The organism is Acinetobacter sp. YH12058, from assembly GCF_013419805.1.
GTDB classification, from domain to species: domain Bacteria; phylum Pseudomonadota; class Gammaproteobacteria; order Pseudomonadales; family Moraxellaceae; genus Acinetobacter; species Acinetobacter towneri.
The window spans coordinates 63,959-88,520 of record NZ_VOZL01000002.1 but is presented as its reverse complement, the minus strand read 5'-3'; the positions used below and the strand labels follow the sequence as shown (position 1 = coordinate 88,520).

18 protein-coding genes and 1 tRNA gene are annotated in these 24,562 nt (G+C 40.9%); 9 read left to right on the top strand and 10 right to left on the bottom strand.

Annotated features, from left to right (window positions below; translation table 11 throughout):
* Positions 1 to 282: 282 nt before the first annotated feature.
* The gene (locus tag FTU09_RS01800; RefSeq protein ID WP_004972014.1) at positions 283 to 918 is read left to right on the top strand and encodes a LuxR C-terminal-related transcriptional regulator; all 636 of its coding nucleotides are present in this window, start codon (positions 283 to 285) and stop codon (positions 916 to 918) included.
* 109 nt (positions 919 to 1,027) lie between these two features.
* Here FTU09_RS01800 and ppk1 read toward each other — a convergent pair whose 3' ends face one another.
* Together ppk1 and mtgA are read right to left on the bottom strand one after the other, a co-directional pair.
* The gene (gene ppk1 / locus FTU09_RS01795; protein ID WP_096900973.1) at positions 1,028 to 3,109 is read right to left on the bottom strand and encodes a polyphosphate kinase 1; all 2,082 of its coding nucleotides are present in this window, start codon (positions 3,107 to 3,109) and stop codon (positions 1,028 to 1,030) included.
* Between the two features lie 133 nt (positions 3,110 to 3,242).
* A complete protein-coding gene (gene mtgA / locus FTU09_RS01790; protein WP_004972019.1) occupies positions 3,243 to 3,917 on the bottom strand; it encodes a monofunctional biosynthetic peptidoglycan transglycosylase in 675 nt (224 codons plus the stop codon).
* Positions 3,918 to 3,993: 76 nt separating this feature from the next.
* Here mtgA and FTU09_RS01785 point away from each other — a divergent pair, with 76 nt between their 5' ends.
* Positions 3,994 to 4,809, top strand: coding sequence for a rhomboid family intramembrane serine protease (locus FTU09_RS01785; RefSeq protein WP_096900974.1), 816 nt, complete (start codon positions 3,994 to 3,996; stop codon positions 4,807 to 4,809).
* A gap of 46 nt (positions 4,810 to 4,855) precedes the next feature.
* On the opposite strand, the gene FTU09_RS01780 is transcribed toward FTU09_RS01785, so the two are convergent.
* Positions 4,856 to 7,345 (bottom strand): ABC transporter permease, encoded by a 2,490-nt coding sequence (locus FTU09_RS01780; protein ID WP_004972024.1) that lies wholly within the window; start codon positions 7,343 to 7,345, stop codon positions 4,856 to 4,858.
* A gap of 1 nt (position 7,346) precedes the next feature.
* Positions 7,347 to 8,096: an ABC transporter ATP-binding protein gene (locus FTU09_RS01775; protein ID WP_004972026.1), complete on the bottom strand. Its 750-nt coding sequence runs from the start codon at positions 8,094 to 8,096 to the stop codon at positions 7,347 to 7,349.
* A gap of 12 nt (positions 8,097 to 8,108) precedes the next feature.
* On the opposite strand from FTU09_RS01775, the gene FTU09_RS01770 reads away from it, so the two are divergent.
* Positions 8,109 to 8,738, top strand: a complete 630-nt coding sequence (locus tag FTU09_RS01770; protein WP_004972029.1) for an arylesterase — start codon at positions 8,109 to 8,111, stop codon at positions 8,736 to 8,738.
* Positions 8,739 to 8,777: 39 nt separating this feature from the next.
* Here the strand turns inward: FTU09_RS01770 and FTU09_RS01765 are convergent, their stop codons facing one another.
* Positions 8,778 to 9,392, bottom strand: a complete 615-nt coding sequence (locus FTU09_RS01765; RefSeq protein ID WP_004972031.1) for a carbonic anhydrase — start codon at positions 9,390 to 9,392, stop codon at positions 8,778 to 8,780.
* A 299-nt stretch (positions 9,393 to 9,691) separates the two neighbouring features.
* Here FTU09_RS01765 and FTU09_RS01760 point away from each other — a divergent pair, with 299 nt between their 5' ends.
* Positions 9,692 to 10,753 carry an alpha/beta fold hydrolase gene (locus FTU09_RS01760; protein WP_026438298.1) on the top strand — a complete coding sequence of 354 codons (1,062 nt, stop codon included), beginning with the start codon at positions 9,692 to 9,694 and terminating at the stop codon, positions 10,751 to 10,753.
* Between the two features lie 18 nt (positions 10,754 to 10,771).
* Positions 10,772 to 11,785, top strand: coding sequence for a hypothetical protein (locus FTU09_RS01755; RefSeq protein WP_179990800.1), 1,014 nt, complete (start codon positions 10,772 to 10,774; stop codon positions 11,783 to 11,785).
* A 73-nt stretch (positions 11,786 to 11,858) separates the two neighbouring features.
* Here FTU09_RS01755 and nfuA read toward each other — a convergent pair whose 3' ends face one another.
* Positions 11,859 to 12,497: a Fe-S biogenesis protein NfuA gene (gene nfuA, locus FTU09_RS01750; RefSeq protein ID WP_096900978.1), complete on the bottom strand. Its 639-nt coding sequence runs from the start codon at positions 12,495 to 12,497 to the stop codon at positions 11,859 to 11,861.
* Between the two features lie 157 nt (positions 12,498 to 12,654).
* On the opposite strand from nfuA, the gene FTU09_RS01745 reads away from it, so the two are divergent.
* The 3 genes from FTU09_RS01745 (at position 12,655) to FTU09_RS01735 (ending at position 15,584) form a co-directional block, all read left to right on the top strand.
* Positions 12,655 to 13,272, top strand: coding sequence for a rhomboid family intramembrane serine protease (locus FTU09_RS01745; protein ID WP_004972041.1), 618 nt, complete (start codon positions 12,655 to 12,657; stop codon positions 13,270 to 13,272).
* A gap of 317 nt (positions 13,273 to 13,589) precedes the next feature.
* Positions 13,590 to 13,784 (top strand): hypothetical protein, encoded by a 195-nt coding sequence (locus FTU09_RS01740; protein WP_004972042.1) that lies wholly within the window; start codon positions 13,590 to 13,592, stop codon positions 13,782 to 13,784.
* A gap of 252 nt (positions 13,785 to 14,036) precedes the next feature.
* On the top strand, positions 14,037 to 15,584 hold the full coding sequence (locus FTU09_RS01735) for a hypothetical protein (RefSeq protein WP_004972044.1): 1,548 nt from the start codon (positions 14,037 to 14,039) through the stop codon (positions 15,582 to 15,584).
* 128 nt (positions 15,585 to 15,712) lie between these two features.
* Here the strand turns inward: FTU09_RS01735 and FTU09_RS01730 are convergent, their stop codons facing one another.
* Positions 15,713 to 17,329, bottom strand: a complete 1,617-nt coding sequence (locus FTU09_RS01730; protein ID WP_154320948.1) for an inorganic phosphate transporter — start codon at positions 17,327 to 17,329, stop codon at positions 15,713 to 15,715.
* 497 nt (positions 17,330 to 17,826) lie between these two features.
* Between FTU09_RS01730 and metH the strand changes: the two genes are divergently transcribed.
* The gene (gene metH, locus FTU09_RS01725; RefSeq protein ID WP_180079457.1) at positions 17,827 to 21,516 is read left to right on the top strand and encodes a methionine synthase; all 3,690 of its coding nucleotides are present in this window, start codon (positions 17,827 to 17,829) and stop codon (positions 21,514 to 21,516) included.
* Between the two features lie 320 nt (positions 21,517 to 21,836).
* Here metH and FTU09_RS01720 read toward each other — a convergent pair whose 3' ends face one another.
* The 3 genes from FTU09_RS01720 to greB all read right to left on the bottom strand — a co-directional run bounded on the left by FTU09_RS01720 (position 21,837) and on the right by greB (position 24,357).
* Positions 21,837 to 23,522, bottom strand: coding sequence for a hypothetical protein (locus FTU09_RS01720; RefSeq protein WP_154320950.1), 1,686 nt, complete (start codon positions 23,520 to 23,522; stop codon positions 21,837 to 21,839).
* Between the two features lie 161 nt (positions 23,523 to 23,683).
* Positions 23,684 to 23,773: transfer RNA gene (locus tag FTU09_RS01715), tRNA-Ser, on the bottom strand.
* An 86-nt stretch (positions 23,774 to 23,859) separates the two neighbouring features.
* Positions 23,860 to 24,357, bottom strand: a complete 498-nt coding sequence (gene greB, locus FTU09_RS01710) for a transcription elongation factor GreB (protein WP_180079456.1) — start codon at positions 24,355 to 24,357, stop codon at positions 23,860 to 23,862.
* Positions 24,358 to 24,562 lie beyond the last annotated feature (205 nt).

The window sequence follows — 24,562 nt, the reverse complement described above, 5'->3', positions numbered from 1 at the left end:
TGCAGTTCACTATGATTTAAGTGACTTATAAATATGAATAAGTTTTAAAATGTGAGATTTATCACAAATTCAACAATTCACTCTTACCACTGAACGAAAGAACGGTATCGAGTTACATTACTCACGTTTTCAACACATTTCAAAAAAACATATTCAGCAACAATTACTTATATTTACCCTTTTTATATAAAAATCACTATATTTAAGGATATTCAGTTACAGCAATATCACGCACAATCTATTTATCAAAATTATTTATAGAACAGCACAGGAGTATTTGTCATGATTCACAGAGATCTCATTTTACCTGTGCCTGTTCTGCTGATTGATGATCAGGTAGAAGCATCACAAAATTTAAGCCACATTTTACAAAATTTTGGCTACCCTAAAGAGGTTCTACTTTGCAGCCCATCGCTCGCAAATGCAGTGCTGATGGTGCAGCAACATTTGCCTAATTTGGTATTTATCAATTTACAGTCTTGGTCAAAAGCTCAAATTGATTTTATCCAAAATCTCAAACTTTTCCGTAAAGATACCTTAATTGTGGCGGTGCTGCCTTCAAGTATGCCAAAACAATTGCTACAAGCTATTCATTTAGGCATTTCAGCCTATGTCTTTAGCGACCAATCTGCAACAGGCATGCAAAACCAGATTCGCACCATTTTACGTGGCGGCTCACCGCTAGACGGCAACTTAGCCAATGAAATCTTAGCCTGCGAACAATCCATTGTCGCACATGGTCATTCTTTGGCACTCTCTAAAACTGAACATGAAATATTGGCGCTTTCAGGACAAGGTTTACCTTCACAACAAGTTGCTGCCAACCTGAATGCTTCAGAACAACTGGTGCATGGTTATGTGAAAAGTATTTATCGCAAAATTATGAATGCGGATGATGCGATGTGCTGTTTTTCTTAAATTATTGATCAATAAATATCAATCAAAAATATAAGTCTTAAATAAATATTAGAAACAAAAAAGAGCGATGTCTGGCATCGCTCTTTTTACCTGTTATAAATGCTTTAAACTAAACAATACTATCGGTCAGTATACGCTGCGCATTGTGTGGCTCTTCACCCTCAGCTGCTTTTACACGCACCCAAGTTCCATCACCCTGCAACAACCACGCCTGTTGATTGTCTTGCATGTAGGTCAATAAACCTTGCTCATAAATACGCTTTTTCAAGGCAGGATCTTCAATTGGGAAACACGCTTCAACACGGTTAAATAAGTTACGATCCATCCAGTCAGCACTTGAACAATAAATACGTGGATTGCCATTATTAGAGAAATAATAGACACGGGTATGTTCAAGGAAACGTCCGACAATCGAACGCACACGGATATTTTCCGATAAGCCTGGCAAACCTGGGCGCAAGCAGCAAATTGAACGGATGATGAGATCAATTTGCACACCCGCCTGAGACGCCTCGTACAATTTATTGATCAATTGCATTTCAGTCAGTGCATTCACTTTCACAATAATTTGTGCGGGCTTACCTGCTTTAGCATTGGCAATTTCTTCATCAATATAATTCACCAACTGTGCGTGCAGGGTAAATGGTGCATGCAACAACTTTTTCAGTTTTGCCATTTTACCCATGCCTGTTAGCTCTTGGAAAATACGATGCACATCTTCACACAGCTCTTTGTCTGTGGTCAGTAAACCATAGTCGGTATAAATACGCGCATTGCCTGCGTGGTAGTTACCTGTGCCTAAATGTACATAACGCACCAATTTATTATTTTCACGGCGCACCACCAAAATCATTTTGGCGTGGGTTTTATACCCCACAATACCGTACACAACCACAGCGCCCGCTTCTTGCAACACGTTAGCCACAGCAATGTTAGATTCTTCATCAAAACGTGCACGCAGTTCAATCACCGCAGTCACTTCTTTACCGTTTCGTGCAGCCTCTGCAAGCACTTGTACAATTTCAGAATCTGCGCCACTACGATATAAAGTTTGTTTGATTGCCAAGACTTGTGGATCACGTGCAGCTTCACGCAGCAAGTTAATCACGGGTGCAAAAGATTCAAACGGATGGTGTAATAAAATGTCTTGCTTTTGCATCGCTGAAAAAATATTTTCAGACTTTTTTAACACCTTTGGAATGGCGGGTGTATGTGAATCATAACGTAAATGTGGACGTTTAAAATTAGACAATAAACGCGCCAAGTTCACTGGGCCATCTACTTTATAAAGTTGTTCTTCTTCAAGATCGAACTCATCTAGCAAATAATCATAAATGGCTTTCGGGCAGTTGTGCGTTACTTCTAAACGTACCGCACGACCAAAACGGCGTGAGTTTAATTCGCCTTTTAGGGCTTTGGCCAAGTCTTCTACATCTTCATTTAACGCCAAATCTGCATTACGGGTCACACGGAATTGATAGCATCCAGTCGCAGTCATGCCCGGGAATAAGTCAGACACATGCTCATGAATAATTGCTGAAAGCATGACGTGGTGCTCTTTACCGCCTGTAAGTTCATCGGGTAAACGAACTACACGTGGTAATGAACGTGGTGCAGGAACAACCGCCAAATCAATTTGACGACCAAAAGCATCTTTCCCTTCTAAAGTCACAATAAAATTCAGACTTTTATTGACCAAACGTGGAAATGGATGTGCAGGGTCTAGGCTAATTGGGGTTAATACAGGGGCAACTTGCTCTTGGAAATATTTTTTCACCCATGCCGATTGTGCAGGGGTTAATTCACCACGACGTAAGAAACAAATGTCTTCTTCACGTAATTTTGGCAAAATTTCCTGATTTAAAATACGGTACTGGCGTTCAATAGCAGCATGTGCTGTTTTAGAAATTTGATCTAACACCTGCTTAGGGGTTAAACCATCTGGACTACGGCTTTCATTGCCCAAGTCCAATTGTTCCATCATGCCCGCAACACGAATTTCAAAAAACTCATCCAAGTTACGTGAAAAAATCAGCAGGAAGTTCATGCGTTCCAACAAAGGATGCAACGGATCGACAGCTTGCTCAAGCACGCGCAAATGGAAATCTAAAATAGACAGTTCGCGGTTAATGTAGCGATCATTATATGTATATTCTGTTTGCGCAGGAGTCGCGCCTGTTGCCGTATTCATACCCACCTATGCTTTTTTAAAATGTTTGGCACTGCTACAAGTATGCTTCAATTTTGTGACATTTTCATAAAAAAAGCCTAAAAAATTAGGCTTTGTGGATATTTTCACATTTTATAGTTTGTTTTCGCTCAATTTAGGGAATTTCCGCATAACGCATATAGCGCTGCACCATCTGTTTACGGGCTTTTAATGCCCCCGCATTACGATGTTCCTGAAAATATTTTGGATTGGTTAAAATCGCAGCCAAGAAAATTGCTTGATCACGGCTTAAACTTTTTGCACTTTTGCCAAAATAATGCTGTGCCGCAGCTTCGGCACCATAAATATTATCGCCAAATTCTACCGAGTTGAGATAGACCTCTAAAATACGCTGCTTTGACCACATGCGTTCCATCATCCATGTCGCCACAACTTCTTGCCCTTTACGCAAAAAAGATCGCTTATTGTATAAAAACAAATTCTTGGCGAGCTGCTGAGAAATTGTGGAACCACCTGCAACAACCTTGCCTTCATCTTTGTTCCGTTCCAGCGCAGTTTGAATACCTTCCCAGTCAAAGCCATGATGTTGCATAAATTTGCCATCTTCGGCAGTCACCACAGCTCGCTTTAAATTATCACTGAGTTGGTCATAGTCGCGCCATTGATGTTGTATAGGCTTACTCGGTTCAGCCCAATAATCCAAACGCATCATCATGGTCGATTGCACAGGCTGCGTACGCCACCACACCAAGCTGCTAAAAATCCATAATTGAACCAAAAGCACCACACTGACAAGAATTAACAAAGTTCGTATAAAAAAAGCTTTCATCTTGGTGCATGGCTCCTGAAGCGTTATTTTTTCGTGTTAAGCTTAGATTGATCACTACGACACAATATTCAAATATATGTCCCAACATCCCCCAAACCTGCGCAACAATAAAGTTGAAATTCACCTGTGGTGGATTACCGCAGCCCTGATTGCAATAAACGTGGCTTTGTTTGCATGGCAAGTGCTCAACGGCATGAACATTAGCAATCCTAGCCCGCAAGATGCAATACGCTGGGGTGCTGATTATGCACCTTTAACCTTTTTGGCGGAACCCATTCGCCTGTTCAGCAGCATGTTTTTTCATTTCGGTTTAGTACATTTAATGTTAAATATGTGGGCCTTGTATATTTTTGGCAGCGTCAGTGAACAGTTGTTTGGGCGTGTCTATTTTATAGTGTTATATGTTTGCGCAGGTTTGATGGGTAGCCTGCTTAGTGGCTATGTCAGCATTCAAGACAGCTATACCCTGCTCGAACAAGGTGTCGCTAATCCAAAGCTGTTACCTAGCGTGGGTGCAGGTGCATCGGGTGCAGTGATGGGACTTGGAGCTGCACTGACGGTATTGGCGTTATTGCCCCAATTACCTCGCCAAAAATTTCTGTTGGATGGCAAGACTTTGGTGATGGTGATGGCACTGAACTTAGGTATGGGCTTTATGATCAGTGGCATTAATAATGCTGCACATATTGGCGGCATGCTCATGGGCGCAGCCATGACAATCATTTGGTACCTTGGACAACGCAGCAAACACAGTAACTTAGTGAACAGTTTTGCGATGCTCCTTGCACCATTGGGTTGTGCTGCATTTTACTGGTATTGCCATAAACTGCTTGCTCCAATTCAACCCCTTTGGCAAGAACTGCTTAGCATGATGCAACGCAGTCTGGGTTGAACAATCAACCTTTACAGCAAGTAAAACAACATCAACTAGAGATGAATCAGGACTGATTCATCTCCCTTAAACTTTGCAGTGGCGGAATATCGCATAAATAACTTAAACGATAACGTCCAATCAAGGCACACAGCACGGTCATAAATACAGGCAAAATCAGCCAGATTTCCCAATGTGGTTGCAGCATTAAATCCATGCGGTAACTGGCAACAGCACTAATGACTTCGGCAAATAAACACGCCACTATTCCCGCTATAAAGCCCATAAAACCGATTTCCAGACTCAACATACGTTTGAGTTTTTGTTTAGAACTACCAAAAGAACGCAGTAATGCGACTTCGCGTTTGCGCTCATCCATCAGCAAGTTTAAACACGCGATTAATACCAACAGCCCAGACACACTCACCAAAATGGCTAAAATGGTGATGATCTGCACCAACACATTCACAATGCGTTTAATTTCATCCAAAATTAGGCTGACATCAATAAACACTGTGTTGGCAAATTGCTGAATCAATTGAATTAGTTTCGGTTTATCTGCTTCAGGCACATAGAAACTGCCCAAATAACTGCCTGCATTTTCATCCATAGTGTGCGGTGAAAAAATAAAGAAAAAATTTGGACTAAAGCTTTCCCACTCCACCGTACGCAGATTAATCACTTCGGCTTCAAGTATGCCTTCAGGCAAACTAAAACTGAGTCGATCACCAATTTGAATGCCCAACTCGGCAGCCGTATCTGCTTCTACTGACACTTGTCCCACTGCACTGAAATTGGCTTGCCCATTTACAATGATATTATCGGCAGGATAACGGTCAGACTGTGTCAGGTTGAGTTCGCGTCTTAACGTATTGCTTTGCTGAATTAAGGCGTCGGCAAAAGGTTGATCATTTTTGGCGACCAAACGCCCGCGTATATTTGGATAAAGTGGCGTGCTGTGCCACTGCTGCTGCGTTAATTGTTGTTGAAACTCAGGCATATCAAACGGTGGCAAGCCGTAAACAAACTGATTGGGTGTTCCTTCGGGCAATTGCTGCTGCCAACGATCTAGCAGGTCGGTACGCAACACTGCAAGTACCGTAATTAAACTTAATCCTAAAGCCAATGCAGTAATTTGAAATGCCGTGACAGCAGGCGCACGAATATACGCTGCGAGTCTGCCTTTAGAATGACGCAATAATTTTAATAAACTCCACACCACTCCATACAGCAATACGCACAGCGCAATAATCGCACCAATCACCCATGTACTAAGCACTAAACTTTCGGTCAAGACCACACAAAATACGATTAGACTTAGCGTCCCTGTAAGCAACATCCACCACCAAGCGCGCATGCTTTTGTCTTGTTGGCGAATCACGCGAATCGGTGCGGTATTCAGCAATTGCAATAAATTAGGCAGCACAAAACCCAACAACACCACAGCACTGGTCAGCATGGCGATTGGCAATGGCCCAAGCAACATTGCCATGGCTGAAAATTGAATTTCCAGGTGCGGAATCAGTTGCAGCATGATTTGCAACAAAGCATAGCCCAACGTCACGCCCAAAATACTGCCAATGCCCATAGCGATAATTAAGACCAAAGCAAGCAAAGCCAAATAAGCGGCTAAAATTTGTCGTTTACTTGCACCAATACAACGTAATAAGGCGATATGATCCTGATTTTGTTGCACATAGCGCTGACTGGTCAAACCAATCGCAATCCCACACAATAAAATGGTCAGGATATTCGCTAACTGTAAAAAGGTATCTAAATTGGCAATGGGGCGCATTAAGCGAGTATTGCCTTCACTGGCATTGCGTAGTCTTAAACTACTTTGTTCTTCAAAGTTTTGTTCAGGGCTGGCCGTTTGCTGTGCCTGTGCAGGCTGTTGTGTATGTGTTTTAAAATACTGCTCAAAATTTTGTGTATCTTTGGCGCTGCCTGCCAACAACAAACGGTAATCTATGCGGCTACCCACTTGAATCGCGTGGGTACGTGCCACATCGGCCTGTGAAATAATTACTGTCGGCGAAAAACCTGAAAAACCGAGTTCCTGATTAGAATCATGTTCAATTTTGGCAGTCACGGTAAATGCTGCATCGGCAATATTCACCGTTTCACCAAGTTTAACGTGAAGCAAATCCATGGCACGTTGGCTGAGCCAAATTTCACCAGATTGAATCTTGTCCGCTGCAGGACTCACCCTCAATTCACCACGTAACGGAAAATTGTGCTCAATCGCTTTGACATTCACCATCACAAATTGCGCTTGAGTATGTGCCATCGAACTAAATACAGTCACATGCGACTGTTGTAACTGATGTGCAGTCGCCTGATCCTGCCAGTCTTGTGCAATGGGTTCATTGTCGCTCAGGACTAAATCACCCGCCAACATTTCTGCCGCTTGCAACGCTACCGCATTTTGAATTTGTTCATTGCTAAACTTTAAGGCCGTGGTCGCACTAATCGCTAAAGTCAGCGCAATAATCAGTAAATATACACCACTGCTTTTAAAACTCTGCTTTAACAGCGGATGAAATAATGCGTTCATTTCATCCTCCTGTTATGGCAGCAGTTGGCTTAGCTGCAAATTGCTCAACCAATTGCCCATCAATTAAGGCATAGTGACGCTGACATTGTGCCGCCAGTTTCGGGTCATGCGTGACTAACACCAAAGTTGTGCCCAACTCGCGGTTCAACTCAAATAACAATTGCTCAATTTCAGTTGCAGTTTCCCCATCCAAGTTTCCTGTCGGTTCATCGGCAAAAATAATTTTAGGTTCACGAATTAAAGCGCGTGCAATGGCGACACGTTGTTGCTCACCTCCCGAAAGCACTTTCGGCGTTTGCTGTGCTTGTCGTTCTAAACCCACACGTTTCAGCAAGTTGAGGGCTTTTTGTTCTGCCTCTGCATATTTAAATTTTTCCTGCAAACGTAGTGGCAACATCACATTTTCCAGTGCCGTCAAATGCGGCAATAACTGAAATGACTGGAACACAAAACCAATATGCTTTAAACGAACTTCTGCACGTTGTTCTTCGTTTAATTCTGCAATTGACTCACCACATACCACCAATTTTCCACTGCTGGCCTGATCTAATGTTGCCAAAATACCCAATAAGGTCGATTTTCCTGAACCCGAACGACCTGTAATGGCCACTTGTTCACCTTCCTGAATATCGAAGTTTAAATTCTCAAAAATGGTCAATTGTTTTTGTGCAAGTTGTATCTTTTGTGTCAAATTTTGGGCAGAAATAATCGTTTGTGGCATGATATTAGATTCTTTAGTGTTTTGAGTCATACGTTTCCCATTATGCAAAATCGCAATCTAACTAGTCGTGTCTTCCCGCGTGTGTTGCTGCTCGGACTATGTTTCAGCCCATTCGTGGTATCTGCAAAAACCATTATGATTGTAGGTGACAGCTTAAGTGCAGGTTACGGCATACAACCACAACAAGGTTGGGTTCACTTATTGCAAAAACGTTTAGAACAACAGTATCCGAAACAGCATAAAGTGGTCAATGCAAGTGTCAGTGGCGAAACCACCAGTGGTGCTTTGGCGCGTCTGCCTAAATTGCTGCAGACCCATCGTCCAGACGTTGTAGTCATTGAGTTAGGCGGGAATGATGGCTTACGTGGACAACCACCACAAATGATTCAAAAAAATTTAGCGAACTTAATTCAGCATAGCCAAAAAGCCAAAGCGAAAGTGGTGATTTTTGGGATGAAAATGCCGCCAAATTACGGCTCGGCGTATAGCAAAGCATTTGAAAATAACTATAAAGTGGTGAGTCAGCAATATAAAGTCAAATTACTGCCATTTTTTATGGAAGGTATTGCGGGCAATAAGCAATTGATGCAAAAAGATTTAATTCATCCAAATGCCAAAGCTCAGCCTATTTTGCTAAATAATGCTTATCCATATATCAAAGGCGCTTTATAAAGCGCCTTTGAGGAAAATCTAATTGCTGTGCGGTTCGGATTAAAAATCAAAAAAAACCACTTCACCTGTTTCCAGTGAATATTCTGCACCGACTACTTTCAACTGACCTTGTTCAATCAGGTTTTCTAAAACTGCTGAACCATGACGCAATTGATTTACCGATGCAAATACATTGGAACGTACTGCATGCTTAGACAATTTCGCCAAATCATTTTTCAGTTCAGTCTGCATTAAGGTTTCAACTGAAGGGCGAACACGGTTCACAATCGACATTAAATTTGCCGATGGTGGACAGTCTGGGCACATTAAAGTATCAATTGTCGCTTGAATTGCACCACAGTGACTGTGTCCTAAGACAACAACCACAGCACAGTCATAACGCTCTGCCGCAAATTCAACACTACCTACCTGTGATGGCGCAACCACGTTGCCCGCAACACGAATTACAAAAAGATCACCCAATCCTTGGTCAAATACCATTTCTGCAGGAACACGTGAATCTGAACATCCTAAAATAATGGCAAATGGATTTTGGTCTTCTGCCATTTCTGCACGCTGTTGGTGCGACAATTGCTTCGGATGTCTGGTATCACCAGAAACAAAACGTTGGTTTCCTTGTTTAAGACGTTCTAAAGCTTCTTGAGCTGTTAGCATTCTTGATTTACCACCGATCTTTGAAGTTGCGATATTCTAAAGCCAGTTTTTATGAATGTCACTTGCAAAAAAATATGCAGCTGCGCTTTTCTTTATTCATTTTTGTTATAAATTTTTTCACTTTTTATTGAGATAGGTCACATTTTCTACCAATTTCAAAGCTTTGATCAAAAAAGCAAGGGATGACTTTCATTTTTAAACGCCTACAATAGACAGAATACACTTGTGCAATTAGACCTAAGAGCTAGTGCCTATCATTATTGGAGCCTGTTTTGGGTTCGTCAGGGGAAGACGTTTTCATGATGAAATTTATTCGATCACGTTATCTACATACGACTTTATTGGCTTTGGGACTAAGTACATCTTGCCTTGTGCAAAGCGCTGCGCCCAATCCATATACCTTCACAAAAAACAATAACGCCAGTAACAGCAACGCAACTGAACTTAAACTATTACAAAATCATTTTCAGCAACAGCGCAAACAAGCAGGACTAAGCTCTAAAAGCATTCGTGTTGGAGATGTCGTCTGGAGCTATAACGAAGGTGGCTCGCACAGCAAACCCACAATTTTATTGATTCATGGTTTGGCAGGCACACGTGATAATTGGAACCGTGTCGCGCAATTTTTAACCCCACATTATCATGTGATTATTCCAGATTTACCCAATAGCGGTGACACCAAAACTCCAAGCAATTTTGATAATTCAGTTCCGAATGTAACTTCACAACTGCGTCAATTTATTGAAGCAATTGACTGTGAAGAAAACTTACACGTGGCAGGACATTCTTTAGGCGGCTCAATTGCAACCGTGTATGCCTCGCAATATCCTTTTGATACGCAAAGTTTATTTTTACTCAATAGTGCAGGCATTTATAAACTTGCTAATACGCCTTACACCAAAAATCCATTATCTTTAAATGACTTAATTGTGAGCAAACATGGCGATTTAGCCGACGTCGCCAAACAAATCATGCAAAGCCCGCCTGCCATGACCTCACAAATTCAACATGCGCAAGAAGAAGTCCTGATTTCTCGCTCAGAACAAACCCGTAAAGCAATTGAGCAAATTGTCAAACTCAACCGTATTTATACTCCAGACTCATTTGCACGTTTAGCAGGATCAATTGAAGCACCGACCCTGATTTTATGGGGTAAGCAAGATCGCATTATTAATGTTGAAGTGGCGAAGGAATTACAATCTTTACTCAAACGCGCCGAAACACCTGTGATTCTTAATAATGTTGGACACATGCCGTTATTGGAAGCTGAAAAACAAGTCGCACAATATTATTTGCCGTTTCTGGCTAAAACTCAGAACCTAAAAAACCCACTTGCTGATAAACTGATTCCTCTAAATTAATTATTATATAAAACCTTCATGCAGAAACATCCCATCATTGAGCAACTAATTGAAGCTCAGCTTGATTTTTTAGATCAAGAATTTAACCAAAGTGAAATGGTACAAACTGAATTTATGCAGTTTTACCAATGGTTTCGCAAACAAAGCTTACAAGATTTATGGACATCTGAAGCCATTCATCAACTGATTCAACATCAAATTTTAAATACACCTGCCAGTTCATTTTTAGTGGAACAAATTGCTGAGCATATTCGTTTTGCACTGGTACACCCTGTTAATGACAGCAGTAAAATTGCCGATGTGATACCTGTGCTGACCATCGACAAAATTGCACAATATGTTGCAAGTAAAAGTGGACATCGTCAGCGTTTGATTAAAGCCGTGGTGAATAATCCTGCCTTTGCCGCCATGATTACCCAACTCATTCAACATTCCATTCAGGATTATATGGATAATTCGGTGATCGCCAAAAGCGTGCCTGGCGTATCGCGTTTTATGAAAATGGGTAAATCGGTTTTGGAAAGCGTTACCGATACCAATTTAGACCAGACCATTCAGCATTATTTGCAAAAAAATGTGCAGAAGCTGACTCAAATGAGCGAGTCGGTGCTTAATCAACATTTTGATGAGGAAAAACTGTATCACTTCCAAGCCAATTTATGGCACAAAATTAAAGATTTGCCACTTTCCGTTTTAAAAAACTATATTGAAGTGCAAGACCTATCTCAAACTGTCAATTTAGGACATGAAATTTGGGATCATTTACGCCAAAGTGACTATTTGAAACAGCAAGTGCATGATGGTGTGTATGCGTGGTATGTACGCAATCAAGCACGACCTTTTGATTTGTTATTGCACGACTTAAATATTGATGAAGCGCTAGTCCAACATCAATTACAACAACTGTTAAATCCAGTCATTCAAAAAATGATCGCTGAAGGCTATTTAAAGCAACGTGCGCGCCATTATTTAGAGGAATTTTATTATTCTGAAAAAACACAACAAATTTTAAATCTACAAACGAATGAATAGGGTCTGTTGACAATTTCAGATAAAAAATAACCTCCTAAAATTTAGGAGGTTATTTTTAAGCGAGGCTTAGAGCTTATTTAAAATAAGCACCTTCAGATTGACTGTGGTCAGTCTGATCCACCACACGCATCAATTCAGGTACGTGTTGTTTCAAGGTTGTTTCAACACCTTGCTTTAAAGTCACATCAATCGCTGAACATCCTTGGCAACCGCCACCAAATTTCAATACTGCAGTTAAGCCGTGTTCTTCATCTTCAACCACTTCAACCAAAGCACAGTTACCACCATGCCCTGCTAAACCTGGGTTAATTTCAGACTGTAAAACATAAGTAATGCGTTCTTCTACTGAAGCATCTGGGCCTACGCGTGGCACTTTTGAGTTCGGTGCACGGAAAGTCAATTGACCACCAAAACGGTCTTTGTTGTAGTCAATTACGGCATCCAATAAATACGGAATAGACGGCGTATCAATAAATGCAGGAAAGTCTGGATATTCCTGTTTGTAGTCTGTAGGTACAACTTCATCGGGCGCACTATAAGCCATGCAACATTCAGCACGCGGTGTACCAGGATTTTCCACAAAAACACGCACACCAATACCCGGTGTATTTTGCTTTGCCAATAAATCCTTCAAATACTCTTGAGCAGTTGGCGTAATCAATAAGTTTGGAATTTCATCTACAACTGCTGTGCTGCTGTTCTCAGTCGACATAACAATAATTTCCTCAAGCTGAAGTGGCTATTTTAACTGAAGATGCGGGGGAATAAAAAAAAATCAACCAAAATTGTCGGATTTATTCCTAAAGTTCGACTCAAACTCAGTTTTGATGCATTATTACAGCAGAATTCAAGTAAAAGAATAGGCGTTTATGCTCGATTTACCTTTTAATCATACCGTGACCATTATCATTATTACGGTCATTGTGTCTATGTTGGCGTTTTCCAAACAAGAATTAATGAATCGTCTGATTTTTTGGCCGCCTGCTATGCAACGTGGTCAATATGACCGCTTCATTACCCATGGTTTTGTGCATGCCGATGGTGCGCATTTGCTGTTCAATATGATTACCCTGTTTTTCTTTGGCAGCATTATTGAAAGTTTTTATCGCCAATACGTCTATGATTTAGGCTTTGTTTTATTCTATTTGGGTGGTTTAATCGCCGCGATTATTCCAAGTTATTTAAAGCATAAAAATGACCATCGTTGGGCCAGCTTAGGCGCATCTGGTGCTGTATCTGCGGTGTTGTTTGCCTATATTTTGTTTGAGCCGTGGAAGTTGATTTTCGTGTTCTTTATTCCAGTGCCTGCCATTATTTTTGCAATACTGTATGTAGCGTATAGCATTTGGTCGGGTAAACGCGGCAATTCCAATATTAATCACAGTGCGCATTTATGGGGTGCGGCCTATGGTGTGATTGTGACTATTTTAATTGAACCACGCATCTTGCCTCACTTCCTGAATAAACTGGCGCAACTGCCGTTTTAACTTTTGAAACTATAACGACTCGGTACATCTACCACTGAGTCGTTGCTACTTTAAAGAATTTTCAAATCCGTCAATAGACTGCTTTCATAAATCCGCTTAACACCATCATTTATTGCCTCTCATCTTCAGCCTCTCTCATTGGGAAAAACGACTTTCAATCGTCATTTTATGAACTGCTGATAAGTATTTTTGATTGATGAAAGCATCTGAATGATCCAATACAGCATAAAGCACACAACAAATAACATGCAGTTACTCGACAAGCACTTATACTAAGAATATAAAGACTAAAACTATCAAGCAATCAGGAGTCAGCCATGAAAAAGTTTGCACTTCTAAGCGCCCTGTTACTCAGTCTAGGATTAAGCGCCTGTGCCGTACATACCCCTGAAGGCAGTGTGGTGATTGATCCTGACCGCACGATCTACCCGAAAGGCTATTATCCACACCAACATCCGCATGGTGATGGTGATTTTTGTCCTCCAGGTCAGGCGAAAAAAGGACGTTGTTAAGCTGTTGGTCTGAGTGAATAAAACATTGTTGATACAGCATCAGACTCATTTATGATTCGAACCTAGACATTTAAACACTAACCTTTAAATCTCAACAACATTTCATTCACATTAAAAACCTTTACACTTCGTGAAGGTTTTTTTATTCAAATTTCACTCAATTTTGGTAGTTTTTGCTACCCCATATCGCAACTTGGCATAGATAATGTATACATCTGTATATTAATTTCAATTTAGTTTGCGAGTTTTTGCATGTCCACTTCTTACGATGGCTTACAGTTTCCAATTCATCCAGAAAATCATAAACCCAGCACCTCAAGCACGGGCAAACAAATTATTGCCGAAGCCTTAGCCACAGTCGATCATCAAAGCTCAGTCGATGCTTTGGCAGAAAAAAACTGGCGTAAACACTATCCAAAATACTTTAAAGCCCTCGTGACCAATGGTATTCGTGAACAAGCTAACGCAATTCAAATTGCAGAAGATGGTTTAAGAAAAGCGCATCAAAGTTTTGAGTTTTATCGTCATGAGCAAAAATATGTGCTGAAAGATGTCATGCTCTTGCCTACTGAAACTTTACATACCTTTAAATTACAAGGCAGCAGCCAAGCAGCACCCGAATGGTATGTGCCGTATCGTGGGCAAAAGTTACAAGGTCAAGCTCTACTAGATCAAATTGCAATTTGGCTAGCAGCAGGCATTATTGAACCAAGTCATGCCGAAGCGTTAAATGCTGCAATGGCGCATCCTGAATGGTTTGATTTGTCTGACCGTAACATGGTGCTATTTGGTGCAGCTTCAGAAGCAGGGCCACTCACATGGTTAGCCAAATGGAAAGCCAATATTATTGCAGTCGATTTACCAAATAGCCGTGTGTGGAATAAAATTTTAAGCACTGTGCAACAAGGCAATGCCACCTTATATGCACCCAGTACAACACAACTCGCGGCAGATACCCCACTTGATATTTTAACAGAACAGTTGGGTGCAAATCTACTGACACAAACCCCAGAAATTGCACAATGGTTAGCTCAAAAACCTGAAACGCTAGATTTAGCAGCCATTGCCTATTTAGATGGTGAAAAACACGTGCGTGTTGCGATGGCGATGGATGCCATTATGCAATATGTCAGCGAACACAAAGCTGATAGCAGCCTTATGTTTATGTGTACCCCAACCGATGTTTATGCCGTTCCTGAAGAAGTGATTAGCGCATCGGCAGAGAAGTTTCAGCAGCGTTCACAAGGGCAAAAGCTACTCACCAAAAGTATTGAAACCATTTCACGCAGTCATTTCTTCCAAAAGAATCTGCATAATTTAATTGCTTCAGACAATGGTCAACATTATGGTATTGCCGACTGTTTGGTGGTTGAACAAGGGCCAAACTATGCTTTAGCAAAACGCATCCAGCAATGGCGTGCAATTTTAGCGCGTCATCAAGGACAGCATGTCAGCATCAATATTGCACCTTCGACCACCACACACTCTGTGACCAAAAATCCATTACTCAAAGCAGCATTTAGTGGCGCAAGTTTGTTTGATGTTGAAGCATTTAGCCCTGAAACCACCAATGCGATTATGGCGGCATTGTGGATTCATGACTTACGCAATCCAAACTCGGCAGCCAATCCTGAAGTGAAACTTGAGCATCCGCTCGAATTGATGATGGAAGGTGCGAACCATGGTGGATTGTGGCGCGTGGCGTATTTGGCACGAACGGCCCTACCTTTCGCTGCGCTCTATGGCTTTGCTGCAGATAAATTACCACTGGACAAAGTCATCCAAAAATTTAAAAAGTAATGTAAACCGCTAATCTATCTATTCAAAAACTTGCCTGCAAATATTTCTCTAGACTGATCTGCAGGTATAAAAAAAGCGCTGTATCATCACAGCGCTTTTTTCAACCACTCAAAAAAGTTGAGAATGGATTAAAACACTTTTAAGAACAACCAGAACAAGCTACCCGATAAACAAATTGTCGCAGGTAAAGTGAAAATCCAAGCCGAAAGAATTGTACGCACCATTTGGAAATTCAGACCCGATTTATTTGCCACCATGGTACCTGCCACCGCACTGTTCAGTACGTGTGTAGTTGAAACTGGCATCCCCAAACCATCTGCAGCAGCAATAGTTGACATTGCCACAAGCTCGGCAGACATACCTTGACCATAAGTCATGTGCTGCTTACCGATACGTTCACCAACAGTCACCACAATACGTTTCCAGCCGACCATCGTACCCAAGCCTAGTGCTAAGGCAACGGCAACTTTGACCCAAGTTGGAATGTATTGTAAGAATGAATCTAAATGGCTGCGGTAGCTTTTAACCACTTTTTTCTGTTCTTCCGACATTTCAGGCAAGGCATTGGCTTTGTCTAAACGCTTGAATGAAGTCGTGCTTAAATACATATCATTACGCATTTCTGCTACTTCAGCTTCAGGCACATCTTTCAAGTTGCCATATTGACCCACACGCTCACCCAAATGGTCAGTTAAGCTTGCCAAAGCAGGCACGACTTCAGGGGTAATTTCTTTGGTCTGAATATAGCTAGTGATGACCTGACGTGCTTTTTCATCTGGCATATCGACATGTTGTGCATAAATCACATCAGCTGTTTGCGTTGAAAGCTGTTGGAACGATTGAATGTGGTTTTGGTCTAACTCTTTATTTAACGAGTACGCCAACGGTACAATCCCGATCAAAATCAACATGATTAAACCCATGCCTTTTTGACCATCGTTTGAACCATGCGCAAAACTTACCCCAGTACAAGTAAAAATTAGAATGGCACGAATCAGTGGTGGTGGTGGCTTATTGCCTTCAGGTGGCTGGAACAACTCCATTTGTTTCTTGAAGATTTTTTTCACCAAGAAGAACAAAATCGCAGCAAAAGCAAAACCAATCAGTGGCGAGAACAATAAAGCCTTGCCCACTTTCATGACTTGTTCCATATCTACACCACTTGCACCCGCACCTGAGTTAATCAAGTAGTTCATAATCCCCACACCTAAAATCGAACCGATTAAAGTGTGCGAACTTGAAGCAGGAATACCGAAGTACCACGTTCCCAAGTTCCAGACAATCGCGGCAATCAACATGGCAAAAACCATGGCAAAGCCTGCGCCTGAACCGACATTCATAATTAGTTCGACTGGAAGTAAGGCAATAATACCGTAGGCAACTGCACCACTGGCGACCATCACCCCAAGGAAGTTACAGAAACCCGCCCACATTACTGCCACAGGTGCAGACAAGGCATTAGTATAAATGACCGTTGCCACTGCGTTGGCTGTGTCGTGGAAACCATTCACAAATTCAAAGCCTAAGGCAATGAATAAAGCGGTCGCCAATAAAATCACCGAGTACATACTCAGCGCAGGCACGTGGGATAAGTCCGCAGACAATTGGAAACCAATATAAATAAGGGTAGAAACGATGATCGTTAAAAACACCGGCATAAAAAATTTCGGTGTAGGCACATGAACATTGGTCGATTTAGTGGTCGACTTGTGTGCTGAATCTACAGGAGTTGGATTAGAATTCATGCAAGCAGAAAAGAGGATTTAAAATCCCCTTATTGTTCAATTAAATTGTGACAATTATATGACAAAGAGCTGTTATATAAAGCAACTTTCATACTTTATTTTCACACTTTAAGCTGTATTTTTTGTGCATAAAATTAAAATTAACTTTTAAATTTAAACACTTAGAATAAATAAACCTACTTTTCTTATGCCATTCTCTCAAATTTAGATTGTTACACCTTTGTCATATTTGCCTAAAGTGTCAGACAAAATTCACCGTGAGCCAATTTTGCCTGAGCAATATGACAAAGCGATGACGCATCAAAGTAAAATCAAAATTAGAATGTTCCTCATCACAACTTTTATTTAGGTTCAAAAGCTACAGCAAAATCCTAAAAATACTGCTTTATGCACTATTTTTACGACTTCCACTCTCTCTGGTCGCTTCAAGTGCACGAAAGCCGTGCGAACTCTGCTAAAATAGCGCTCATTTCGGATTCAGTCATAAAGGGTTTTTTATGTCCACGCTTACCACCCTGAAAGCGCTTCTTGCCCAAAGAATTTTAATTATCGATGGTGCTATGGGTACTATGATTCAACGCCATCAATTGGAAGAAGCCGATTATCGTGGTGAGCGTTTTGCAGATTGGGCACATGACCTCAAAGGCAACAATGATTTATTGGTACTGACCCAACCGCACATTATTCAGGGTATTCACGAAGCCTACTTAGATGCGGGTGCAGACATTATTGAAACCAACAGCTTTAACGGCACACGCGTTTCTATGTCTGACTATCACATGGAAGATTTGGTTCCAGAAATTAACCGCGAAGCAGCGCGTTTAGCCAAAGCTGCCTGTGAAAAATATTCAACACCAGACAAACCACGTTTTGTGGCAGGTGTACTTGGGCCAACATCGCGTACCTGTTCAATTTCACCAAATGTAAACGACCCTGCATTTCGTAACATTAGCTTTGATGCACTCAAAGAAAACTATATTGAAGCTGCGCATGCCTTAATTGAAGGTGGTGCAGATATCCTGCTCATTGAAACTGTATTTGACACCTTAAACTGTAAAGCTGCGATTTTTGCGGTCAAAGAAGTGTTTAAACAGCTCGGGCGTGAATTGCCGTTGATGATTTCAGGTACCATTACCGATGCTTCAGGACGTACCTTAACGGGTCAAACTGCAGAAGCTTTCTGGAACTCGGTACGTCATGGCGATTTACTTTCAATTGGTTTTAACTGTGCTTTGGGCGCAGATGCCATGCGTCCACACGTTAAAACCGTTTCAGACGTTGCCGATGTGTTTGTTTCTGCACACCCGAACGCGGGCTTACCCAACGCATTTGGTGGTTATGATGAAACGCCTGAAGAAACCGCAGCTTTCCTCAAAGAATTTGCTGAAAGCGGCTTGATCAATATTACAGGCGGTTGCTGTGGTACAACGCCTGATCATATCCGCGCGATTTACAATGCGGTAAAAGACATTCCACCGCGTAAAATTCCAGAGATTAAACCTGCATGCCGTTTAAGTGGTTTAGAACCATTTAACATTTATGATGACTCTTTATTTGTAAACGTGGGCGAACGTACCAACGTCACAGGTTCTAAAAAATTCCTGCGTTTAATTCGTGAAGAAAACTTTGCCGAAGCCTTAGATGTTGCTCGTCAACAGGTAGAAAGCGGTGCGCAAATCATCGACATCAACATGGATGAAGGCATGCTCGATTCAGAAGGTGCGATGGTGCACTTCCTGAACTTGGTGGCATCTGAGCCTGATATTTCTCGCGTACCTATCATGATTGACTCCTCTAAATGGGAAATCATTGAAGCAGGCTTGAAATGCGTACAAGGTAAAGCCATTGTCAACTCTATTTCCTTAAAAGAAGGTTATGACGAGTTTGTCGAAAAAGCCCGCCTCTGCCGCCAATACGGCGCAGCTGTCATTGTTATGGCCTTTGACGAAGTCGGACAAGCCGATACTGTGGCACGTAAGCGCGAAATTTGTAAACGCTCTTATGACGTTTTGGTCAATGATGTTGGCTTCCCTGCCGAAGACATTATTTTTGACCCGAACGTGTTTGCAGTTGCGACAGGTATTGAAGAACACAACAACTACGCAGTCGATTTTATTGAAGCCACAGGCTGGATTAAACAAAACCTGCCGCATGCCATGATTTCAGGCGGTGTATCGAACGTATCTTTCTCATTCCGTGGTAACGAACCTGTACGTGAAGCCATTCACGCGGTATTCCTGTACCACGCTATTCAGCAAGGCATGACCATGGGGATTGTCAACGCAGGTCAGTTGGCAATTTACGATGACATCCCGAAAGAACTGAAAGAAGCAGTTGAAGCCGTTATTCTGAACCAGAACCAAGGTGAAAGCGGTCAGGATGCCACAGAAAAACTGCTAGAAGTGGCAGAAAAATATCGTGGTCAATCAGGCGCACAAAAAGCCGAAGAAAACTTAGAATGGCGTAGTGAATCTGTCGAAAAACGTCTTGAGTACGCTTTAGTTAAAGGCATCACCACCTTTATTAATGAAGACACCGAAGAAGCGCGCCTGAAAGCCAAACGTCCATTAGATGTGATTGAAGGCCCGTTGATGGATGGCATGAACGTGGTCGGTGACTTGTTTGGTGCAGGTAAAATGTTCCTGCCACAAGTGGTGAAATCTGCCCGTGTGATGAAACAAGCCGTTGCATGGCTCAACCCGTACATCGAAGCTGAAAAAACCGAAGGTCAGTCTAAAGGTAAAGTCTTGATGGCAACGGTAAAAGGTGACGTACACGACATTGGTAAAAACATTGTTGGCGTGGTCTTGGGTTGTAATGGTTACGATATTGTCGATTTAGGCGTGATGGTGCCTGCAGAAAAAATCCTGCAAACCGCCATTGATGAAAAAGTCGATATTATTGGCTTGTCTGGTTTAATTACCCCATCTTTAGATGAAATGGTTTTTGTTGCTAAAGAAATGCAGCGTAAAGGCTTTAACATTCCATTGTTGATTGGTGGCGCAACTACATCTAAAGCACACACTGCGGTTAAAATTGATCCACAGTTCTCAAACGATGCAGTGATTTATGTTGCCGATGCTTCGCGTGCCGTTGGTGTTGCAACAACCTTACTCTCCCCTGAAATGAAACCTGCTTTTGTTGCAGAGCATCGTGCCGAATACGCTAAAATTCGTGAACGTATTGCCAACAAGCAACCGAAAGCCGCGAAATTGTCGTATGCAGAAGCCATCGACAATGGTTTAAAAATTGATTGGGACAACTATACACCTGCAGTACCAAACTTGATTGGTACACAAGTGCTAACCAATTACCCACTTGAAACCTTGTTACCATACTTTGACTGGACACCATTCTTTATTTCTTGGAGTTTGGCAGGCAAATTCCCCAAAATTCTGGAAGATGAAGTCGTGGGCGAAGCTGCAACCGACTTATATAACCAAGCGCAAGCTATGCTCAAAGATATTATTGCAAATAATCGCTTTGATGCACGTGCAGTATTTGGGATTTATCCTGCTAACCGTTCTGCGGCAGATTCGGTACAGGTGTATGATGCAGCACGTGATCAAGTAACGCATACCTTCCATCATATTCGCCAACAGTCAGACAAAGTCACAGGTAAACCAAACTTGTCTTTGGCAGACTTTGTCGCAACTACAGAGCAAGGGCAAGATTACTTGGGCGGCTTTACCGTGTCGATTTTTGGTGCGGAAGAAATGGCCAATGAGTTTAAAGCCAAAGGCGATGACTATTCTGCCATTTTGGTGCAGTCTTTGGGTGACCGTTTTGCAGAAGCGTTTGCAGAACATTTGCATGAGCGTATTCGTAAAGAATTCTGGGGCTATCAGCCGAATGAGCAACTGAGCAATGAAGAGCTAATTAAAGAGAAATATGTGGGTATTCGTCCTGCACCAGGCTACCCTGCTTGCCCTGAACACTCTGAAAAAGCGACACTGTTTAACTGGTTAGGTTCAACTGAAAAGATTGGCACACAGCTTACGAGCAGCTTTGCAATGTGGCCGCCTTCATCTGTGAGCGGCTTCTACTATGCCAACCCTGCTTCTGAGTACTTTAACGCGGGTAAAATCTCGTTAGATCAGCTTGAAGATTACGCACAGCGTAAAGGCTGGAGTTTAGATGAAGCGAAGCGTTGGTTAGCTCCAAACTTGGATGATTCGATTAATTAATTGCTTTATGCCGCATGGGTAGTTCATCTGCCCATGCGCTATACATAATGTCATTTCAAAAACCAGTGAATTGTAAAATTCACTGGTTTTTTGTTTAATGGGACAGTTCGTTACTTAATCTAAATTTGTTGAGTAATTTGACTGTTAAAGGTGTTTTCTCACCTCTATGGGAAAGGTATTCAGCTAAACGAAACCCATAGAAAGAACAAAGCGACTACTATTTAGTTGTTAGTAGCCGCTTTTCCGCCTATTTTGTCTTATGATGAATGGGAAGCGATTGCTGTATTACATCAACAACAATTAGTTGACGATACTAGGAATTAATTAATCAACTTTTTACTTACCTTGAAAAGCATTCCAACTGGAGATTGCTTAACTTGTTTATTCTGATCAACCAAATCACGAAATCTTTCAGGTATTTCTCTCAATTTAGGAGCATCAAGTAATTGATCAGCTGCTAATACTGCTAATCCCCATGTAGGTGTTCCAGTTAAAGCTGCCCCTATTTCTATTCCTCCAGAAACAATCCAAGATCCAATATCGAATCCAGCAAATTTCCAATTTTTAGCTTTCAACTCATCAAGTTTTTTACGATGTTTATCAAAACTTTGCTCAATATTTTCTAATATTTGATCTCTAGTTCTAAAACAATTAGTAGGATTAGTTTCTACTAATTCCTTGATATTATTTCCTAAAATATTGCGGATTTCTTCTAAAGCTCCTTGCTTTCTAAGCTCCAACAATGATTCTGGAGGAATATTGCCTAACCAAGGTAAATCCGTTTGAGATAAATCTGTTAGTCCTTTCATTATGTGCAAATTTTCAGAACCGTAATATTCTTGAGCCTTATCGGCATCATATTCTAATTTCCAGTTAAAATATTGCCACGATGTTTCAGCTTCAATAATTGGGGTTCCTGAAAGCTGTCGTGCTTTGAGTAATAATTCATTACTCACCGACATTCTGCCAACAGCTTGCATTTGGAGTAACAAACCTGGCTCTGTTCTATTAAGAGCTTTTAGCTCATCTCCATTTAAAGCCCTATTTATTTGTTCCTCTAAAGAACCTTTCCAATTTGTATCAAATAAGACCCTATTCTTATCTTTAATTGCTCGAATTGTTTTTTCTACAGTATTAAGGCTTAAACAAAACTCATTAAATTCCTCAATACTCTCAAAATTTTGACCGAATAATTTACTACCATGAATTAATGCATCATTTTGGGAAAAGTTATAGATAAAATCTTTACCACCCTCTTCCAAATTTGATAAATCAGGGAGTATTACAACCACTGGCATTCCATCTTCAACACATGCTAAATTTTTATATTTGAGAATATTCATAGCATGCTTTATTAAGAAAAAGACAGCTTTCTCTTTTGGATAAAATTCAAATATATGCTGTGATCGTACATAAGGATCTGGTAGAACAATTGTGTCCGTGTAAATACCACATTTTGAAGCAATATTTTCATCGTGGGTAGGAAATAAATCTCCTCCATATACACCAGTAAGATTTGAGTGATTGTCTTCTAAATGCCAATAACCTATATCACCTACTTGTTTCCAAAATGATATAATTGCATCCATAAAACCAGGAATTTGTTCAAACATATTGTCAACAAAATCGGCTTTTGTTGATAAAAATTCCGCAATATGGTGAGGCGTAGAGTTCGCCTTAAGCATTTGTTGATAGATAAAATCAAAATTATGCTCTATCAGGTCAAAATATAATTTTTGAATTTCAACTAAAGAAATTTCTTTTTTTAATTTTTCCCTTGTGTCGAAATGTTCTATAGCCAAAGCCATTGAACGAATTCGCCCATCAACAGACTCTAAAATGATCTCGCCACTTTCATCATATTTGATATTTCGAAAACTCTCTTCGAAACCTTCAGCTAGGTGTGAAGCGATTTTTACTTTATCGGCTTTTAACTGTTCTGAAAGAATTTTAAGTCTATACCTTAATCTTTCTTCATAATCTTGTTGTTCTGATTCTAAGCTCATTATTCCAAAACTTTTTACTAATATTTAAAGTTTAATAGAGCTAAAATTTTTAATTTCAATAAGGCTATGTGGTTTTATTTTTTTGCTTACTACAGGCTTACGTTGCATAAACCCCAAAAACAATAAAACCCTGACAATGTCAGGGCTTTGTTGGTAATATTTGGCGGAAGCGGTGAGATTCGAACTCACGGAGGACTCACACCCTCGTCGGTTTTCAAGACCGGTGCATTAAACCGCTCTGCCACGCTTCCAATGGCGGCTATCATATAAAGAAAAATTCAGCTTGGCAAATATTTTCTAAAAATTATGATCCAAATGTTCAAAATAAAATCAAAAATCAGTCATTTTCTGCAATTTCAGGCTTTTCATAGCGTATCGAATTAATAAACCAGCTCTTTTTGCCTAACGGCGTCTGCACTTCCACCTCATCATCTACCTGTTTAGACAACAAAGCTCTAGCCATAGGTGAATCAATCGAAATATGTTGTGGATGATGATGATAAATTTCATCCACGCCCACAATTCTCAAGGTCTTTTGCTCGCCTTGTTCATTTTCAATTTCGACCCATGCGCCAAAATATACTTTACCCTCTTGTTCTGGTGCAAAATCGACAATACGCAGCTCTTCTAAACGCTTGCCCAAATAACGTACCCGACGGTCAATTTTACGCAAAAGCTGTTTGTTATATTGGTAATCTGCGTTTTCAGAGCGATCGCCGAGACTTGCCGCCCAGTTTACTTTTTTGGTGATTTCAGGGCGTTCTTCATGCCACAAATGCTGTAACTCTGCCACGAGTTTATCGTGTCCAGAACGTGTAATTAAGTTAGATTTCATGGTGTTTTTGCAGCCGGTTTTTTACATTTGGTTAACATCAATCCTATATTTTATTGCATTTTTATACACAATAAAAATTTATAAAATTTATTTCTCAATGAAATGAATATCTTATGTTACATTTTTCAAAAAATTTATGTACAAAATTTGACATCCAAAATTTTCATCTTTATTATTCGCACATCTTTTAGTTTTGATCACTTTT

Excerpts from the sequence above, each read along its gene's own strand:
- FTU09_RS01800 (WP_004972014.1), top strand. The coding sequence starts at position 283 with ATGATTCACAGAGATCTCATTTTACCTGTGCCTGTTCTGCTGATTGAT.
- ppk1 (WP_096900973.1), bottom strand. The coding sequence starts at position 3,109 with ATGAATACGGCAACAGGCGCGACTCCTGCGCAAACAGAATATACATAT.
- mtgA (WP_004972019.1), bottom strand. The coding sequence starts at position 3,917 with ATGAAAGCTTTTTTTATACGAACTTTGTTAATTCTTGTCAGTGTGGTG.
- FTU09_RS01785 (WP_096900974.1), top strand. The coding sequence starts at position 3,994 with ATGTCCCAACATCCCCCAAACCTGCGCAACAATAAAGTTGAAATTCAC.
- FTU09_RS01780 (WP_004972024.1), bottom strand. The coding sequence starts at position 7,345 with ATGAACGCATTATTTCATCCGCTGTTAAAGCAGAGTTTTAAAAGCAGT.
- FTU09_RS01775 (WP_004972026.1), bottom strand. The coding sequence starts at position 8,096 with ATGACTCAAAACACTAAAGAATCTAATATCATGCCACAAACGATTATT.
- FTU09_RS01770 (WP_004972029.1), top strand. The coding sequence starts at position 8,109 with ATGCAAAATCGCAATCTAACTAGTCGTGTCTTCCCGCGTGTGTTGCTG.
- FTU09_RS01765 (WP_004972031.1), bottom strand. The coding sequence starts at position 9,392 with ATGCTAACAGCTCAAGAAGCTTTAGAACGTCTTAAACAAGGAAACCAA.
- FTU09_RS01760 (WP_026438298.1), top strand. The coding sequence starts at position 9,692 with ATGATGAAATTTATTCGATCACGTTATCTACATACGACTTTATTGGCT.
- FTU09_RS01755 (WP_179990800.1), top strand. The coding sequence starts at position 10,772 with ATGCAGAAACATCCCATCATTGAGCAACTAATTGAAGCTCAGCTTGAT.
- nfuA (WP_096900978.1), bottom strand. The coding sequence starts at position 12,497 with ATGTCGACTGAGAACAGCAGCACAGCAGTTGTAGATGAAATTCCAAAC.
- FTU09_RS01745 (WP_004972041.1), top strand. The coding sequence starts at position 12,655 with ATGCTCGATTTACCTTTTAATCATACCGTGACCATTATCATTATTACG.
- FTU09_RS01740 (WP_004972042.1), top strand. The coding sequence starts at position 13,590 with ATGAAAAAGTTTGCACTTCTAAGCGCCCTGTTACTCAGTCTAGGATTA.
- FTU09_RS01735 (WP_004972044.1), top strand. The coding sequence starts at position 14,037 with ATGTCCACTTCTTACGATGGCTTACAGTTTCCAATTCATCCAGAAAAT.
- FTU09_RS01730 (WP_154320948.1), bottom strand. The coding sequence starts at position 17,329 with ATGAATTCTAATCCAACTCCTGTAGATTCAGCACACAAGTCGACCACT.
- metH (WP_180079457.1), top strand. The coding sequence starts at position 17,827 with ATGTCCACGCTTACCACCCTGAAAGCGCTTCTTGCCCAAAGAATTTTA.
- FTU09_RS01720 (WP_154320950.1), bottom strand. The coding sequence starts at position 23,522 with ATGAGCTTAGAATCAGAACAACAAGATTATGAAGAAAGATTAAGGTAT.
- greB (WP_180079456.1), bottom strand. The coding sequence starts at position 24,357 with ATGAAATCTAACTTAATTACACGTTCTGGACACGATAAACTCGTGGCA.